Here is a 17,010-nt window from a genome sequence, read left to right as displayed (position 1 = left end):
ACTGAGCCCTGTAGAGTACAGAGCCCGTTCCGCTGTAGCCTAGACAATTACTGTCCAACTTTTGGGGCGCACTTCAGTGGGTCAGTCAACATTTATGCCACTGACCCACCGCTATCGGGGGCAAGCCCCCTCCCACACTGGGTCGCATTGCAATTAGAGGATCAGAAGAAGCCCAACGGGTTGATGTCGTAGCTCACCAGCAGGTTCTTGGTCTGCTGGTAGTGGTCCAGCATCATCTTGTGGTTCTCACGCCCCACACCCGACTTTTTGTAGCCGCCGAACGCCGCATGCGCCGGGTAGAGGTGGTAGCAGTTGGTCCACACACGCCCGGCCTTGATCGCCCGGCCCATGCGGTAGGCGCGGTTGATGTCGCGGGTCCACAGGCCGGCGCCGAGGCCGAATTCGCTGTCGTTAGCGATGGCCAGGGCTTCGGCTTCGTCCTTGAAGGTGGTGATGCCCACCACCGGGCCGAAGATTTCCTCCTGGAACACGCGCATCTTGTTGTGGCCCTTGAGCAGGGTCGGCTGGATGTAATAGCCGCTGGACAGGTCGCCGTTCAGGTGTTCGGCCGCGCCGCCGGTGAGCAGCTCGGCGCCCTCCTCCTGGGCGATCTTGAGGTAGGACAGGATCTTGTCGTATTGCTGCTCGGACGCCTGGGCGCCGACCATGGTTTCGGTGTCCAGCGGGTTGCCGCGCTTGATCTTGACGATCTTCTTCATCACCTCGGCCATGAACGGTTCGTAGATCGACTCCTGCACCAGCGCCCGCGACGGGCAGGTGCACACTTCGCCCTGGTTGAAAAACGCCAGCACCAGGCCCTCGGCGGCTTTCTCGATAAACTGCGGCTCGGCACGCATGATGTCTTCAAAGAAGATGTTCGGCGACTTGCCGCCCAGCTCTACGGTGGACGGGATGATGTTCTCGGCGGCCGCATGCATGATGTGCGCGCCAATCGGCGTGGAGCCAGTAAAGGCGATCTTGGCGATGCGTTTGCTGGTGGCCAGGGCCTCCCCGGCTTCGCGTCCAAAGCCCTGCACAATATTGAGCACGCCCGGCGGCAGCAGGTCATTGATCAGCTCGGCGAACACCATGATCGACAGCGGCGTCTGCTCGGCCGGCTTGAGCACGATGCAGTTCCCGGCGGCCAGGGCCGGGGCGAGTTTCCACGCGGCCATCAGCAGCGGGAAGTTCCACGGAATGATCTGCCCAACCACACCCAACGGTTCGTGGAAGTGGTAAGCGGCGGTGTGTTCATTGATCTCGGCGGCGCCGCCTTCCTGGGCGCGGATGCAGCCGGCGAAATAACGGAAATGGTCGGCGGCCAGGGGCACGTCGGCGTTGAGGGTTTCACGTACGGCCTTGCCGTTGTCCCAGGTTTCGGCCACGGCCAGCACTTCGAGGTTTTGTTCGATGCGGTCGGCGATTTTCAGCAGCACCAGGGCGCGGTCCTGGGCCGAGGTCTTGCCCCAGGCATCGGCGGCGGCGTGGGCGGCATCCAGGGCTTTATCGATGTCGGCGGCGCTGGAGCGCGGGAATTCAGCAATCGCTTGGCCGGTGACCGGCGAGGTGTTGGTGAAGTACTCGCCGCTGATCGGTGCGACGAACTCGCCGCCGATGTAATTACCATAGCGCTGCTTGAAGCTGACGATGGCGCCAGGGGTGCCAGGTTGTGCGTAGATCATAGTAAAGCCTCTGTCTGGGTCCGGGCCTGTCGGTCAACAGGCGATCACCCGATAGTAAGGTGCCCCCACCGCCGGGCGAATGCGCCGTTGGCAGGAGGGCACTGCTCATTTGGTCGTAGAACTAGTGCTTGGCCACCAGGTCCTTGGGCAACTTGAAGGTCCAGAGCATGCCGCCCTGGTTGAAGTCCTTGATGCGCTTAGCCACTTCACCGCCCCACAGCGGCACCGCGCCGCCCCACCCGGAGACCACCGAGACATACTGCTCGCCGTCCATGTCCCAGGTAATCGGTGAGCCGAGCACGCCGGAGCCGGTCTGGAATTCCCAGACTTTCTCGCCGGTCTTGGCGTTGAAGGCCTGCAGGAAACCTTCCGGCGTACCGGTGAACACCAGGTTGCCCTTGGTGGTCAGCACACCGCCCCACAGCGGCGCGAAGTTTTTGTGGCGCCAAACTTCCTTGCCGCTGACCGGGTCGATGGCGCGCAGCACGCCGATGTAGTCTTCGTTCAACGGTTTGATGGTGAACCCGGCGCCGAGGAACGCCGCGCCTTTCTTATAGGCGATGCCTTCGTTCCACATGTCCATACCCCACTCGTTGGACGGCACATAGAACAGCCCGGTGTCGCGGTTGTAAGCCATGGGCATCCAGTTTTTCGCCCCGAGGAAGGCCGGCGCAACGAACACCGACGTGCCCTTGGCTTCACTGCCCGGCGCGCCGGGGCGGCTGGCTTCGTTGTAGATCGGCCGGCCGTTCTTATCCAGGCCGGTGGCCCAGGTGATCTTGTCGACAAACGGGAAGCCGCGGATGAACTTGCCGTTGGTGCGGTCCAGCACATAGAAGAAACCGTTGCGGTCGGCCGTGGCCGCGGCTTTGATTTCCTTGCCGCCCTCGGTGTAGTTGAACGACACCAGTTCGTTCACGCCGTCATAGTCCCAACCGTCGTGCGGCGTGCTCTGGAAGTGCCATTTGATGGTGCCGTCGTCCGGGTTGAGTGCCAGGCGCGAGGACGAGTAAAGGTTGTCGCCGGGGCGCAGGTGCGAGTTCCACGGTGCCGGGTTACCGGTGCCGAACAGCAGCAGGTTGGTTTCCGGGTCGTAGTAGCCGCCCAGCCACGGCGCCGCGCCGCCGGTTTTCCACAGGTCCCCCGGCCAGGTTTTACCCGCTTCGCCGCCGGAGATGCCGTTTTCCACGGCCTTGCCGTCCTTGTACACATAGCCCATATGGCCTTCGACCGTCGGGCGGGTCCACAGCAGGTCGCCGTTTTTCGGGTCGTAGGCTTCGATCTTGCCCACCACGCCGAATTCGCCGCCGGCCACGCCGGTGATCAGCTTGCCGTTGATCACCAGCGGCGCGGCGCTGATCGAGTAGCCTTCCTTGTGGTCGGCCACGCGCTTGCTCCACACCACCTTGCCGGTGTCTTTATTCAGAGCCACCAGTTTGGCGTCCAGGGTGCCGAAGAACACCAGGTCGCCGTACAGCGCCACCCCACGGTTGATCACATCGCAGCAGGGGCGAATGTCATCCGGCAGACGCGCATCGTACTGCCAGAGTTTCTTGCCGGTGCGCGCATCCACCGCGAACACCCGCGAATAGGAACCGGTGAGGTACATCACCCCGTCCTTGACCATCGGCTGCGCCTGCTGCCCGCGCTGTTTCTCGCCGCCGAAGGAGAACGCCCAGACCGGGCGCAGGTCCTTGACGTTGTCCACATTCAGAGTGTCCAGCGGGCTGTAGCGCTGGCCTTGCACACCCAGACCGTTGGTGACGATCTGCCCGGGGTTTTTCGGGTCCTGGAGAATGTCCTGATCGCTCACGGCGGCCATGGCCTGGCCGGATAACAGGATGGCACCGAGCAACACACTCAAGGCGAAGGGTTGGCGACGTGCGGGTTGGGTCATGACGGCTACCTCTGCGGTTTTTTGTTATACCCGGGAAATTTTCCCGGTCTGGTGCCGATTCTTGGGCGCAGGGGCGTTCGTCACAATTGACCGCAGTATCGAGATTGCTAGTTCCTTAGTAGCGGGTATCCAGCCGTTGCATCTGCGCGCGCTCGTAGCGCGGGTACAGGTGGCTGACGCTGCGGGTCAGTTCGTAGCGGCTCAGGTTGATCGCAGCAAAGCGTTCGGGGATGGGGCTGCGGATCAGCTCGGCCATGTCGCTGCCGTTGGCGGCGCCGTCGCGTAGCAGTTGATCGAGCCAGCCCAGGTAATCGCGCATCTGGGCGAACGGCTGCGCATCGGCGGCCACCGGGCCGTGGCCGGGCACGATCAGGGTCCAGGGCAAGGCTTGCAGGGTGTCGAGGTCGGCCTGCCACGCCGCCAGCCCCGGGCTATGGGGCGTGGTCAGGGCGCGCTGGTAGAACACCAAGTCGCCGGTGAACAGCACCCCGGTGCGCTGGTCGAGAATGGCCAGATCGGCGCCGGTATGCCCGGTCAGCGCCAGCAAGCGCAGGTCATGCTGGCCCACGCTCAATACACCGGCTTGCAGCGCCTGGGTCGGCAATACCACTTCGGTGCCGCGCATCCAGTCGCCGACCATGCGGTAGAGGTTTTCCGCCAGGCTGTCGCCCTGCTCGTGCAGTAAGCGCGTGGTGTCGGCCAGGGCGCCGATGGGCACGTCCTTGAACGCTTGGTTGCCCAGGGCATGGTCAGGGTGATGGTGCGTGATCAGTACCTGGATCACCGGCTTGGGGGTGACTTGGGCGATGGCTTGGCGCAGCTCTTCGCCGTAGCGACGCGACGGCCCGGTGTCGATCACCACCACACCGGCCTCGGTGACGATAAAAGCGGTGTTGACGATATTGCCGCCATTGGCCTTGGCAAAGTTGCCGGTGCTGCCTTCGAGCAGCCAGGTGTCGGCGGCGATCAGCCGAGGCTTGAGGGCGTAGTCCAGGTCCGCCAGGGCCGGCAGGCTCAGGCCCAGGCATAACAAGAGAATCCAGCGCATGCCGCGCTCCTTCTGGTCAGGGGATGGCCGCGTCGAACTCATTGCCGCTGTTGTCGCGCAGCACCAGGCGAGTAGGCCCCGGTGCTTCGATGTCGAAGGCTAGATTGGGGTTCTCGCTGACCGCCGGGAACAATTCCAGCTCGGCCAGCACCTGATCGTCCTGGCCACGCAATTGCCCATGGTTGATAAAAAACTCAGGGATACCGCTGACCAGGCCGTTGTCCATCGGGTGCGCCACTTGCACGCGCACGCGGCTGAATTCGCCACGGGGGTAGCGCCCGCCGAGCACTTCGCCCAGATGCTCTTCCCAGCCCGGCTGGCTGCGCACCACACTGGGCGCGGTGCAGCCGCCGCCGGCCGCGTCGATCAGCGCCGACCCCACATGCCATATGCCGTCATCGGTAAGGACCGCGGCGCGCAACGGCGTGGCTTGCTCGATGCGGATGCGCAGCGCCAGCCACGGCAGCACCCCTTCCTTGGGCTGGAAGTCGACGATTTTCGGCAGCGGGTTCAGTTCGGCCCAGGCCAGGATTCTCACCACATGCCCCTTGAACGCCCGCGCGTCGATTTCCAGCGGCACCTGGCGCGCATCCTCGGCGAACGGCGGCGCCAGCAGCTTGACCCGCGCGTCGAACACGAACGGCGCGTCGGCCAGCAGTTGCTTGTGGTAGAAGGCCCACATCACCGAGGGCACCGGGTCGACCTCCACGGCATGGGCGGCCAGTGGCAGCCAGCAGGCCAGGATGCAGCTCAGTCGCCAGTTCATCGCCTGCTCCTATTGGTACATGTCGGGCACTTCGTAGCGCAGGCCGTAGTGGCGGTAGATCGCCTGCAAACGGCCGTCGCGGATCAGACCTTCAAGGGCTTCTTCCACCGCATAGGCCAACTGGCGATTGCTTTCGTGCACCGCCATGCCGATCTCCCAGCGTTGCCGCCCCATGTTCGGGTAGGCGTTTTCCGCCAAGGCCAGTTGCGGGTCATGGGCCTGCTGCACCTGCCAGTCGATTTCCCCGCGCATGGCCATGACCGCATCGACCTTGCCGGCGCGCATCGCCGCAAACGCCTGGGTCACACCGGGGTAATGATGGGTGCTGGCCGCGAGTTGGCCGTTGAACACCGAGGTCAGGTAGAACGATGGCACGCTGTCGACTTCGACACCGATGGGGTGTTTCTGGAACACCGCCACACTGGCGACCTTATCCAGGCGCCGGCGGTCGTAGGCCACCTGCCATTGTTCGTTCTGGTACGGGCCGAACATCACCACCTGGCCGTTTTCCAGCTCGCCTTGATCGTTGCGCCGTTGTGCGTAGTCGTGGTCGTAGGGCGCGCGCAGCATCAGGTCGGCCAGCTGATGGTGATGCAAGGGGCTGCCGCGCCAGATGTAGTCGCGCAGGTCGTCGTCGAGCTTTTCGCCGGCCGGCGCCCAGATCAACTTGAGCCGCACACCGAGCGCTTCGGCCAGGGCCTGGGCCAGTTCCACGTCGACGCCTCGGGGGGTGGCGCCGTCCTCGAAACTGTAGGGAGCAAAGTCCTTGTACACCGCCACTTTGATTTCGCCGGCGGCGATCATCTGGTCATAGCTGCGCACCTGCGCCTGCGCCGTGTGGCAGCACAGCAAGGCCAGGCCCAGCACCACGGCAAACAGGCGCATGGCATCACTCCTCGACGTGCACGCTGTCCAGGTAGGTGCGCACCGCCCACAAGGCTTCCTGGCTCAGGTAGTCGGCCATCTTCGGCATGTACACCCGGCCGTCGCGCACCGCGCCATGGCGCACGCGCTCGACAAACCATTCATCACCGGCCTCTCCCACATCCAGCATGCGCAGGTCCGGGGCGATGCCGCCGGATTTGGCTTCCAGGCCGTGGCAGGCGGCGCAGTTCTGGTTGAAGGCGGACGAGCCGATTTCCACGGCTTTGTCATGTTCGGGCGAATTGCGATAGGGGTTGACCGCCGCCCAGCCGTCCTCGTTGACCGGCACGCCGGCATCTTTGATGGAGGTCAGGCCTTTGGTTTCCACCGCTTGCGGGACCACGTTGCCATGGGCCCAGGCGGCCCCGGCACCAAGCACACCGACCAGCAGACCGGCGACGAGCAAGGCATTGTGTGTTGTTGTCATTGTTTTTGCCCTCAGGATTGCACGCAACACCTCATTGCAGAGGCTCTGGCAACCATCTTAGAAACCCCGGGGCGCGGGCCGTATGCTGCTTTGGTGGTCGCGCCCTCCTCCCTTGGTAGTAGGGCTTGTGGGGCACGCCTAAAACAGCGGCGGCGCGGGAAATCTTCCCGGCCACGGCGGGCGTTTTTCCGTATCCGGCCAGCGCCGCGCACCGCACCCTGTGCAGGTCAAAACCGACACTGGGAACTGCAACCATGACAATAAGATCGCTACCCGTCCGTTCACCCTTGAGCCTTGCCGTGCAGGCCCTGCTGCTGGCCGGCAGCCTGGGCCTGGGCACCGCCGCCCTTGCCGCCGAACCGCCACGCCAGACCCGCGCGGTCACCTGGGAAGACATCGCCAATGACCACCTGAGCACCCAGGACGTGCTGCAATACGGCATGGGCACCAACGCCCAGCGCTGGAGCCCGCTGGCCAAGGTCAACGACAAGAACGTGTTCAAACTCACCCCGGCCTGGTCCTATTCGTTCGGCGACGAAAAACAACGCGGCCAGGAATCCCAGGCCATCGTCAGCGACGGCGTGGTCTACGTCACCGGCTCCTATTCCCGTGTGTTCGCCCTCGACGCCAAGACCGGCAAACGCCTGTGGACCTACAACCACCGCCTGCCCGACAACATTCGCCCGTGCTGCGATGTGGTCAACCGCGGCGCGGCGATCTTCGGCGACAAAATCTACTTCGGCACCCTCGACGCACGGCTTATCGCCCTCGACAAAACCACCGGCAAAGTGGTGTGGAACAAGAAATTCGGCGACCACGCCGCCGGCTACACCCTTACCGGCGCGCCGGTGCTGATCAAGGACAAGGTCAGCGGCAAGGTGCTGCTGATCCACGGCAGTTCCGGCGATGAATTCGGCGTGGTCGGCCAGTTGTATGCGCGTGACCCGGACACCGGCGAAGAGGTGTGGATGCGCCCCTTCGTCGAAGGCCATATGGGCCGTCTCAACGGCAAGGACAGCACGCCGACCGGCGACGTGAAGGCGCCGTCATGGCCGGATGATCCAAGTACACCCACCGGCAAAGTCGAGGCCTGGAGCCACGGCGGCGGCGCACCTTGGCAGAGCGCGAGCTTCGATGCCGAAACCAACACGATCATCGTCGGCGCCGGCAACCCCGGCCCGTGGAATACCTGGGCGCGCACCGCCAAGGACGGCAACCCCCACGACTTCGACAGCCTCTATACGTCCGGGCAGGTCGGCGTCGACCCCAGCACCGGCGAGGTGAAATGGTTCTACCAGCACACCCCCAACGATGCCTGGGATTTTTCCGGCAACAACGAGCTGGTGCTGTTCGACTACAAAACCCAGGACGGCAAAACCGTCAAGGCCACCGGCCACGCCGACCGCAACGGTTTTTTCTACGTGGTCGACCGCAGCAACGGCAAGTTGCAGAACGCCTTCCCCTTCGTCGACAACATCACTTGGGCCAGCCATATCGACCTGAAGACCGGGCGCCCGGTGGAGAACCCAGGCCAGCGCCCAGCCAAGCCACTGCCGGGGGAAACCAAGGGCAAAGCGGTGGAAGTCTCGCCACCGTTCCTGGGCGGCAAAAACTGGAACCCCATGGCTTACAGCCAGGACACCGGCCTGTTCTACATCCCCGGCAACCAGTGGAAAGAGGATTACTGGACCGAAGAGGTCAACTACAAAAAAGGCTCGGCATACCTGGGCATGGGGTTCCGCATCAAGCGTATGTATGACGACCACGTCGGCACCCTGCGCGCGATGAACCCCACCACCGGCAAAGTGGTGTGGGAGCACAAGGAAGCTCTGCCGCTGTGGGCCGGCGTGCTGGCGACGAAAGGCAACCTGGTCTTCACCGGCACCGGCGACGGTTTCTTCAAAGCCTTCGACGCCAAAACCGGAGAGGAACTGTGGAAGTTCCAGACCGGCAGCGGCATCGTCTCGCCGCCGATCACCTGGGAACAGGAAGGCGAGCAGTACATCGGCGTTACCGTCGGCTACGGCGGCGCGGTGCCGTTGTGGGGCGGCGACATGGCCGAGTTGACCAAACCGGTGGCTCAGGGTGGGTCGTTCTGGGTGTTCAAGATCCCGAGTTGGGATAACAAGACCGCGCAAAAATAATCCCCAGGCGAGAATACCGGACCACCTTTTGCGGCAAGCGGCTCCCCAGTGGGGAGCAGGCTTGCCCTGCGCTCGGCTGCGCAGCAGTCGTAGACCTGAGCGCAGGTAGGTGCTGGAGGAATGCCAGGGCCGCTGCGCAGCCCAGCGCGGGCGGTGCGACGATTCGACAAGCCCGCTAACCAGAACAAGCTCGCTCACCACAGGATCCCCAGAGGTCGCACGATGAACTACCTGCCCTTGTTACTCCTGCTCTGCCTGCCCCTGGCGCACGCCGACGATGGCGACGACATCCCGCTCGTTATCAATGGCTGCACCATCGCCGAACACAGCCAGTGCCCCGGCGCCAACCTCAAGGGTGCCAACCTGCGCAACCAGAACCTTAGCAAAATGAACCTGGCCGGCGCTGACCTGCGCGGGGCGGATTTACGCCATGCCAACCTCGACCTGGCCAACCTGGAAAAAGCCCAATTGCAGGGCGCCAACCTGACCCGCGCCAGCCTGCAACAAAGTAACCTGCGCCTGGCCGACTTTACCGGCGCCACGTTGATGGCCGTGCAAGGCTGGGGGCTGTTCGCCCAAGGCGCGCAGTTCGAAAACGCCAACCTCAGCGCGGCCTACCTGCAATTTGCGCGGCTTTCCGGGGCGAAGATGCACAAGGTCAACCTGCGCGCGGCCGACTTGGAAATGACCTGGCTGAGTAAGGCCGACCTGCAAAGTGCCGACCTCAGCGATGCGAATTTGCAGGAAGCCAAGTTCGGTGAGAGCAACCTGGAACAGGCCACCCTCACCGGCAGTCGCCAGCACTACGCGAACTTCCAGGACGCCAATATGGAAGGCTGTACGGATTGCCCCACCACTTGGGGTCGCTAGAACACTACTGAACCTGAGAAAAGTGAGCAGGCTTGGCCTGCTCATCAGGGCGTATCAGTCGTTGCCTCTGCACGCACCCGGTTATCCAGCCACTCGCACCACTCCCATATCGATCCCCAGGTGCACCAGCTCGGCATGGGAACTGACCTGCAATTTGCTCTTGAGCAAGGTCAGGTGGTTGGACACGGTCTTGCTGCTGATACTCAGTTGTTCGGCGATCTGGCGCATCGGCGTGCCCTTGGCCAGCATCAGGAAAATCTCCAGTTCACGCGGCGTCATACCCTGCCAGCGTTGATCGCCGGGGGTGTAGGCCAGTTCGGTGGCCAGGGCCTGTTCGATATAAGCGTGACCGTCAAGGATGCGCCGCACCGCTTCGATCAACACCTCGGGGGCCGAGCTTTTGGTCAGGTAGCCCGAAGCGCCCGCGTCCAGGGCCTGGCGCACCAGGGGCAGTTCATCGTGCATGCTGAAAAACAGCACACGCAGCTGCGGCAGGCGCTGGCGCAGGCGGCGCAGGGTTTCCAGGCCGCTGATGCCGGGCAGCCCGACATCCATGATCACCAGGTTCGGCACGGCCTCCTGCACGCGTACCAGTGCGTCTTCGCCACTGGCGGCTTCACGCACGTCAATGGCGGGCAACACGGCACGTAACAGGCTGGCGTAGCCCTGGCGCACCACGGCATGGTCGTCCACCAAGAGAATATTCATGACACCTCCAACGGCATGTTCAGCGCCAGCGCCCAACCGGCGCCGGGATGGCTAAGGACGCTCAGTTCGCCGCCCAGGCAGCGCGCGCGTTCGCCCATCGAGTACAAGCCCACACCCGGACGCTGCGGCGGCTGGGCACCGCGCCCGTTATCCCGTACCCACAGGCGCAAACGCGCACCCCGACACTGCAGGCGCACCCGCACCTGGCTGGCCTCGGCGTGCCGCAGCACATTGGTCAGGGCCTCTTGCAGCAGGCGATACAGATGGGTCTTGCTGGTGCTCGATAACGCCGGTAAGTCAGGGCTGACTCGCAGCTGGCATTCGATGCCATGGCGGGTTTGCCACTGGCTTACCAGCATCGCAAATGCCTCGCCCAGCGGCAGGTGTTGCAGGGCCACCGGATACAGGTCGTGGACCAGCGCGCGAAAGCCTTGCTGAAGGTGTTCACAGTGATCCTCCAACTTCGCCACCGTGCGCGCCACCAAGGCCGGTTGGTCGCTGACCAGCCGTAGCAGGCAGGCCTGGGCACGAATACCGGCCAGGTATTGGCCGAGGTCGTCGTGCAGGGTCTGGGCCAACTGAGTGCGCTCCTGTTCCTGTACCGCCAGCAAGGTGTGGGTGAGTTGGGTGTTGTCGCGTCGGGCCTGCTCCAGGGCGTCGGTCATGCGGTTGAAGTGCAGCGCCAGTTGCCGCGCCTCCGGCGAGCCCTGGGTGCGCAGCCGCACGTTGAGCTGGCCGGCGCACACCTGTTGCAGGGCGCGCAGCAAGGCGTCCAGCACACCCATGCCCCGGCGCACCGCCCAGCGGATCGTCAACAGGCTCACCAGCAGCGCCAGCCCGCACAGGCTCAGCAACTGCTGCACGGAGTCCCAGACTTCATCGATCTCATCCCGTGGGTCGACGGCAATGGACACGCGCCGGCCATCGGCTAAGTCCAGCACCCGCGCGGTGTGCTGTGCGGGAGTCAAGACCCAGCGCCCGAGCCAGGCATCCAGCCCGGTTTGTTCGGGCGCAGGTGGGGTTTGGCCGGCGGCCAGCCAGTAGACGCGCACATGGCGCAGGCTGGCAGTCAGCTGTGGTTGCAGGCTGGCGGGGTCGCGCTCGGCGGTATCGCCCAGGTAGGCCACCACCGCCGCGGCCGATTGCAATTCGCGCTCCACGTCCGCCAAGGCTTGGTGCAGCAGCAGCGCCATACACGCGCCGGTCACCAAGGTGAAGAAGCCGCACACCCACAGGTTGATGCGCCACAGGGCCGACAGCCCAGGCCGGGCGGTGAAGACGCGCATGCTCGTGTCACTCCTGTGAATGAGGCTAGGGTGACCCATGCTAAGACCGCCGCGCGCCGGCGCGGCTACTACCTTGGTACTGCCTCAGCGCTACTTTCTGCATATTTGCAGCGGGCACGGGGCTTCCTATGCTGGCGCTACCTGTCATGGAGTGCCTTATGCGCCAGTTCGCCCCCTACGCCGTGATCTGCCTGCTGGCAATTGCCTGGGCTAGCCACGGCCAGGCCGCCGAAGCGCCCTTGCAGGTGCAGATCGGCTACCTGGGCTATCGGCCCGACCCGGGGCCAGTGCTCTCCAATGTAATCCCCGAGCCCGCCGATGCCGGTCAACGCGGTGCCGAGCTGGCGATCATCGACAGCAACAGCACCGGCGCATTTCTCAACCAGCGCTACAGCCTGACCAGCGCCAGCGTGGACAGCCCCGAAGCGCTGCTCGCCGCGGCCCAAGCCCAACACGCACAGGGCCTGCGCCTGTTCGTGGTGAATGCCCCCGCCGCCAGCCTGCGCCAGCTCAGTGCCGCCCTACCCGACAGCCTGCTGTTCAACGCCGGCAGCGCCGATGACCGCTTGCGCAGCACCGAGTGCCTGGCCAATGTGCTGCATACCCTACCCAGCCGCGCCATGCTCGCCGATGCCCTGGCGCAGTTTCTGGTGCTGCGCAAATGGCAGAAGGCGTTGCTGATTGTTGGCCCCACCGAAGACGACCAAGCCTACGCCGCTGCCCTGCGCCGCGCCGCCAAACGCTTCGGCGTGCAGCTGGTCGCGGAAAAAGCCTGGCGCTTCGATAACGACCAACGCCGCAGCGCCCAAGCCGATATGCCGCTGTTCACCCAAACCGCCGAATACGACGTGGTGCTGGTGGCCGACGAGCGCGGTGACTTCGGTGAATACGTGCCCTATCAAACCTGGTATCCGCGCCCGGTCGCCGGCACACAGGGCCTCACGCCCACCGGCTGGCACAAAACCGTGGAAACCTACGGCGCCGCCCAATTGCAAAAGCGCTTCGAAGCCCTGGCCGGACGCTGGATGAACGACCGCGATTTCGCTGCCTGGATGGCCGTGCGCAGCGTTGCCAGCGCGGTGAACAAACTGCATCAGGTCGACCCCCAGGCAATCCGTCAACTGGAGCTGAGCGAGCAGTTGCCCCTGGATGGTTTCAAGGGCCGCAAGCTCAGTTACCGCGCCTGGAACGGCCAGTTGCGCCAACCGATTCCCATCGTGCAGCCGCGCGCCCTGGTCAGCACTTCGCCCCAGGACGGCTTCCTGCACCCCACTAATGAAATGGACAGCCTGGGTTACGACCAACCCGAGGTGACCTGCCGCCTTCCCTGATCGCCCACAATAATAAGGAACTCGCCATGCGCCGCACCCTGCTCTCATGCGCCCTGCTGCTTGCCGCCGGGCATGCCATGGCCAACACCGCCTGGGTCTCCAACGAGAAAGACAACAGCCTGAGCCTGATCGACCTGAACACTCTGCAGGTCACCGACACCCTCAAGGTCGGCCAGCGCCCACGGGGCTTGCTGCTGTCCCATGACAATAAGCTGCTGTACATCTGTGCCAGCGACTCGGACCGCGTGCAGGTAATGGACGTGGCCACGCGCAAGATCATCAAGGAACTGCCCTCCGGCAAAGACCCCGAGCAGTTCGCCCTGCACCCCAATAACCGCTGGTTGTATGTGTCCAACGAGGACGATGCGCTGGTCACGGTGATCGACACCGAGACCGCCAAGGTGCTCGGCCAGATCAGCGTCGGCGTGGAACCCGAAGGCATGGCGGTGAGCCCGGACGGCAAGTGGGCGGTCAACACCAGTGAAACCACCAACATGCTGCACTGGATCGACACCAGCACCCAGACCCTGGCCGACAGCACCCTGGTGGATCAACGCCCGCGCTTTGTCGAATTCAGCCACGACGGCGCGCAGCTGTGGGCCTCGGCGGAAATCGGCGGCACCGTGACCATTCTCGATGTGGCCAGCCGCAAGGTGCTCAAGACCTTGACGTTCGCCATCAAGGGCGTGCACCCGGACAAAGTGCAGCCGGTCGGTATCAAACTCAGCGCCGACGGCAAGTATGGATTTGTCGCCCTCGGCCCGGCCAACCATGTGGCGGTGATCGACGCCAAGACCTTCGAGGTGCTCGATTATTTGTTGGTGGGCCGCCGCGTATGGCAGCTGGCGTTCACCCCGGATCAAAAACAACTGCTGGCCACCAACGGCGTAAGCGGCGATGTGTCGGTGATCGATGTAGACAGCCTGAAGGTGATCAAGTCGATCAAAGTGGGGCGCTATCCGTGGGGCGTGGTGGTCACGCCATGAACGCCCTGACCGTGCAGGACCTGAGCTTCGCCTACGGCCCGCGTCAGGCCCTGTGCGAGGTAGGTTTCAGCCTGGCGCCAGGGCGCTTTGCCGCGCTGCTGGGGCCTAACGGTGCCGGAAAATCCACCTTGATCGCGTTGCTCACGCGCCTGTATCACCTGCAACGCGGCGAGATCCACGTTGGCGGCCACTCCCTGCGCGACGCACCGCGAGCAGCCCTCAAAGAGCTGGGGGTGGTGTTCCAGCAAAGCACCCTGGACCTGGACCTGAGCGTGGAACAGAACCTGCGCTATCACGCCGCGTTGCATGGTTTGTCCCACCGGCATACCGACCTGCGCGTCGAGGCTGAGTTGGCACGCCAGGGCCTCAGCGAGCGACGCCGTGAAAAGGTCCGCGCACTCAACGGCGGGCACCGGCGCCGCGTGGAAATCGCCCGCGCCCTGCTGCATGAGCCGCGCCTGCTGTTGCTGGACGAAGCCAGCGTCGGCCTCGACCCGGCCAGCCGCCTGGGGTTGAACCAGCATGTGCGCCAGCTGTGCCGGGAGCACGATCTGAGCGTGTTGTGGACCACGCACCTGCTCGATGAAGTGCACGCCGACGACGCGCTGATGATCCTGCATCAGGGCCGGTTGGTGGCCAGCGGGCAAGTCGACGCGCTGATGCAGGAACATGACGGCGATCTGGGTCGTCTGTTCGCCGGCCTGACCCGCCCCACCGCAACCGGAGCGCCAGCATGAATGCGTATTGGCAGTGCCTGCGCGGCATCGTGCTGCGCGAATGGCTGCGGTTTGTGTTGCAGCGCACGCGGTTTCTCAGCGCCCTGGTGCGGCCGCTGTTGTGGCTGGTGGTGTTCGCCGCCGGGTTTCGCGCCGCGTTGGGCATCTCGGTGATCGAACCCTACGACACCTACATCCCTTACGAGGTGTACATCATTCCAGGGCTGGCCTGCATGATCCTGCTGTTCAACGGCATGCAAGGCTCGCTGGCGATGGTCTACGACCGGGAGATGGGCAGCATGCGCGTGTTGCTGACCAGCCCGCTGCCACGCACGTTTTTGCTGTGCAGCAAGTTGCTGGCCACGGCGTTGATTTCCCTGTTGCAGGTGTATGGGTTCCTGGCGATTGCCTGGGTCTACAGCGTGCAGCCGCCGGCCATGGGGCTGTTGCTGGCCTTGCCCGCATTGTTGCTGGTGGCGCTGATGCTCAGTGCGCTAGGGCTGTTGCTGTCCAATGGGATCCGTCAGTTGGAGAACTTCGCCGGGGTGATGAATTTCGTGATTTTCCCGCTGTTTTTCCTGTCGTCGGCGCTGTATCCGCTGTGGAAGATGCGCGATGCCAGCCAGTGGTTGTACTGGCTGTGCGCGGTCAACCCGTTCACCCACGCGGTGGAGCTGGTGCGCTTCGCCCTGTATGAACGTCTGGCCGGCCTGGCCCTGGCGATCTGTCTGGGCTTGACCGTACTGTTCACCCTGCTGGCAGTGCTGACCTTCAACCCGCAACACGCGGCGTTGCGCAAACCGGGCTGAGGCCGGCAAAACTACTACTTTGGTACTGGTTTTGCTGTCTATCGTCGCATTCCCAAGGGCGTGGGACTCACGTGTAATGGGCGCATAACGATAAGGATTGCCCCGCCATGCTGCCCGCCCGATTGCCCCTGCTGGCCCTGCTGTGCCTGCTCACCGCCCAGGCCCAGGCCGACACGCCACTGTTTTCCGCCGACGGTTATCGCATCAGCCTGTACCGCAGCCCTACGCCCGAGCATGTGTCGGGAGCGACCATCGTCGACACTCCCGCCCTGCAAGCCTTGCTCGGCCAGGTGCCCGCACCGGTGCTGATCGACGTTTACCGTCGCCAATGGCTGCAAGGCCGCTTTATCGAAGACCAACCCCACGCCAACCTGCCCGGCAGCCGTTGGCTGGCCAATACCGGCGACGGCGACCTCACGCCGGAATGGCAAGGTTATTTCGTGCGGCACCTGTACAAGTACACCGGCGGCGACCTGTCGCGCCCGCTGGTGTTCTATTGCCGCTCCGATTGCTGGCTGAGTTGGAACGCGGTAAAACGTGCCGCCAACCTGGGCTATACCTCTGTGTATTGGTACCGCGACGGTTTGGATGCGTGGGAAGCGGCAAACCTGCCAGTGACGGCTGCGACACCCGAGCCTTTTCAATAACCACTACAAGAAGGTGAACGGCCATGTACAAAATCCTGATTGCCGACGATCACCCGCTGTTTCGCGAGGCGATCCATAACGTCATCAGCGACGGCTTCCCCGGCAGCGAAGTGATGGAAACCGCCGACCTGGACAGTGCCCTGGCCCTGACCCAGGAACACGACGACCTCGACCTGATCCTGCTCGACCTGAACATGCCGGGCATGCACGGGCTCAACGGCCTGATCAACCTGCGCAATGAGTCGCCAACCATCCCGGTGGTGATCGTTTCTGCCGAGCAGGACAAGCAGATCGTGCTGCAAGCCATCACCTATGGCGCGGTGGGGTTTATCACCAAGTCCTCGCCGCGCCTGCAAATGACCGAGGCGATCCAGCAGATTCTCAACGGCAATGTGTACCTGCCGCCGGACATCATCCGCACCCAAAAACCCGGCGCCCAGCGCCGCCTCAACGAAAACCCGGGCTTCGCCCCCGAACTGCTGCAAGCCCTGACCCGCAAACAATTGCTGGTGCTCGAACGCATGACTAAAGGCGAGTCGAACAAACAGATCGCCTACACATTGGAAATCGCCGAGACCACGGTGAAAGCCCATGTATCGGCCATCTTGCGCAAGCTCAATGTACACAACCGCGTACAGGCCATCCTCAGCGCCGGCGACATCGACTTCGGCTCCTACCTGCGCCGCTGAGCCTCCAGACAAACGCGGGGCGAAAGGTGGGAGGGAGCCTGTCCCCGATAGCAGGGGTTCAGTCAATGCATGGGCTGGCT

At 63.9% G+C, this 17,010-nt stretch carries 16 protein-coding genes; 8 read left to right on the top strand and 8 right to left on the bottom strand.

Going from position 1 to position 17,010, the window contains the following annotated elements; translation table 11 throughout:
• Positions 1-161: 161 nt before the first annotated feature.
• The 6 genes from ACFZPT_RS25820 to pedF form a co-directional block, all read right to left on the bottom strand.
• Positions 162-1,682, bottom strand: coding sequence for an aldehyde dehydrogenase family protein (locus ACFZPT_RS25820; protein ID WP_034110971.1), 1,521 nt, complete (start codon positions 1,680-1,682; stop codon positions 162-164).
• A gap of 121 nt (positions 1,683-1,803) precedes the next feature.
• The gene (locus ACFZPT_RS25815; RefSeq protein WP_034098916.1) at positions 1,804-3,579 is read right to left on the bottom strand and encodes a PQQ-dependent methanol/ethanol family dehydrogenase; all 1,776 of its coding nucleotides are present in this window, start codon (positions 3,577-3,579) and stop codon (positions 1,804-1,806) included.
• A gap of 115 nt (positions 3,580-3,694) precedes the next feature.
• Positions 3,695-4,627, bottom strand: coding sequence for a quinoprotein relay system zinc metallohydrolase 1 (locus ACFZPT_RS25810; RefSeq protein ID WP_034098918.1), 933 nt, complete (start codon positions 4,625-4,627; stop codon positions 3,695-3,697).
• Positions 4,628-4,643: 16 nt separating this feature from the next.
• Positions 4,644-5,393 carry a quinoprotein dehydrogenase-associated SoxYZ-like carrier gene (locus ACFZPT_RS25805; RefSeq protein WP_034098920.1) on the bottom strand — a complete coding sequence of 250 codons (750 nt, stop codon included), beginning with the start codon at positions 5,391-5,393 and terminating at the stop codon, positions 4,644-4,646.
• A gap of 9 nt (positions 5,394-5,402) precedes the next feature.
• Complete coding sequence (locus ACFZPT_RS25800) at positions 5,403-6,278, bottom strand: ABC transporter substrate-binding protein (protein ID WP_034110973.1); 876 nt, start codon at positions 6,276-6,278, stop codon at positions 5,403-5,405.
• Between the two features lie 4 nt (positions 6,279-6,282).
• Entirely contained in the window at positions 6,283-6,744 is a 462-nt protein-coding gene (gene pedF / locus ACFZPT_RS25795; RefSeq protein WP_034098924.1) for a cytochrome c-550 PedF, read from the bottom strand.
• 254 nt (positions 6,745-6,998) lie between these two features.
• Between pedF and exaA the strand changes: the two genes are divergently transcribed.
• Complete coding sequence (exaA, locus tag ACFZPT_RS25790) at positions 6,999-8,888, top strand: quinoprotein ethanol dehydrogenase (RefSeq protein WP_034110975.1); 1,890 nt, start codon at positions 6,999-7,001, stop codon at positions 8,886-8,888.
• A gap of 222 nt (positions 8,889-9,110) precedes the next feature.
• Positions 9,111-9,758: a pentapeptide repeat-containing protein gene (locus ACFZPT_RS25785; RefSeq protein WP_034110977.1), complete on the top strand. Its 648-nt coding sequence runs from the start codon at positions 9,111-9,113 to the stop codon at positions 9,756-9,758.
• A gap of 81 nt (positions 9,759-9,839) precedes the next feature.
• On the opposite strand, the gene ACFZPT_RS25780 is transcribed toward ACFZPT_RS25785, so the two are convergent.
• Together ACFZPT_RS25780 and ACFZPT_RS25775 are read right to left on the bottom strand one after the other, a co-directional pair.
• Entirely contained in the window at positions 9,840-10,466 is a 627-nt protein-coding gene (locus tag ACFZPT_RS25780) for a response regulator transcription factor (protein WP_034110979.1), read from the bottom strand.
• Positions 10,463-11,725, bottom strand: coding sequence for a sensor histidine kinase (locus ACFZPT_RS25775; protein WP_040269583.1), 1,263 nt, complete (start codon positions 11,723-11,725; stop codon positions 10,463-10,465). The genes ACFZPT_RS25780 and ACFZPT_RS25775 overlap by 4 nt, the downstream gene beginning before the upstream one ends.
• Before the next feature lie 185 nt (positions 11,726-11,910).
• On the opposite strand from ACFZPT_RS25775, the gene ACFZPT_RS25770 reads away from it, so the two are divergent.
• The 6 genes from ACFZPT_RS25770 (at position 11,911) to ACFZPT_RS25745 (ending at position 16,930) form a co-directional block, all read left to right on the top strand.
• Positions 11,911-13,083, top strand: coding sequence for an ABC transporter substrate-binding protein (locus ACFZPT_RS25770; protein ID WP_034110981.1), 1,173 nt, complete (start codon positions 11,911-11,913; stop codon positions 13,081-13,083).
• A gap of 26 nt (positions 13,084-13,109) precedes the next feature.
• Positions 13,110-14,069 carry a YVTN family beta-propeller repeat protein gene (locus ACFZPT_RS25765; RefSeq protein WP_047882600.1) on the top strand — a complete coding sequence of 320 codons (960 nt, stop codon included), beginning with the start codon at positions 13,110-13,112 and terminating at the stop codon, positions 14,067-14,069.
• On the top strand, positions 14,066-14,806 hold the full coding sequence (locus ACFZPT_RS25760) for an ABC transporter ATP-binding protein (protein WP_379559104.1): 741 nt from the start codon (positions 14,066-14,068) through the stop codon (positions 14,804-14,806). Before ACFZPT_RS25765 ends, ACFZPT_RS25760 begins: the two co-directional genes overlap by 4 nt.
• On the top strand, positions 14,803-15,594 hold the full coding sequence (locus tag ACFZPT_RS25755) for an ABC transporter permease (protein ID WP_034110987.1): 792 nt from the start codon (positions 14,803-14,805) through the stop codon (positions 15,592-15,594). Before ACFZPT_RS25760 ends, ACFZPT_RS25755 begins: the two co-directional genes overlap by 4 nt.
• A 107-nt stretch (positions 15,595-15,701) precedes the next feature.
• Complete coding sequence (locus ACFZPT_RS25750; protein ID WP_034110990.1) at positions 15,702-16,241, top strand: PQQ-dependent catabolism-associated CXXCW motif protein; 540 nt, start codon at positions 15,702-15,704, stop codon at positions 16,239-16,241.
• A gap of 23 nt (positions 16,242-16,264) precedes the next feature.
• Positions 16,265-16,930 carry a response regulator transcription factor gene (locus tag ACFZPT_RS25745; protein WP_034098938.1) on the top strand — a complete coding sequence of 222 codons (666 nt, stop codon included), beginning with the start codon at positions 16,265-16,267 and terminating at the stop codon, positions 16,928-16,930.
• The last annotated feature ends 80 nt before the right edge of the window (positions 16,931-17,010 follow it).

It is taken from the genome of Pseudomonas sp. MD330_10 (assembly GCF_042610415.1).
GTDB classification, from domain to species: Bacteria; Pseudomonadota; Gammaproteobacteria; order Pseudomonadales; family Pseudomonadaceae; genus Aquipseudomonas; species Aquipseudomonas rhodesiae.
Note: the sequence above shows the minus strand (reverse complement) of the source record. Positions and strands in the feature narration are given on the sequence as shown.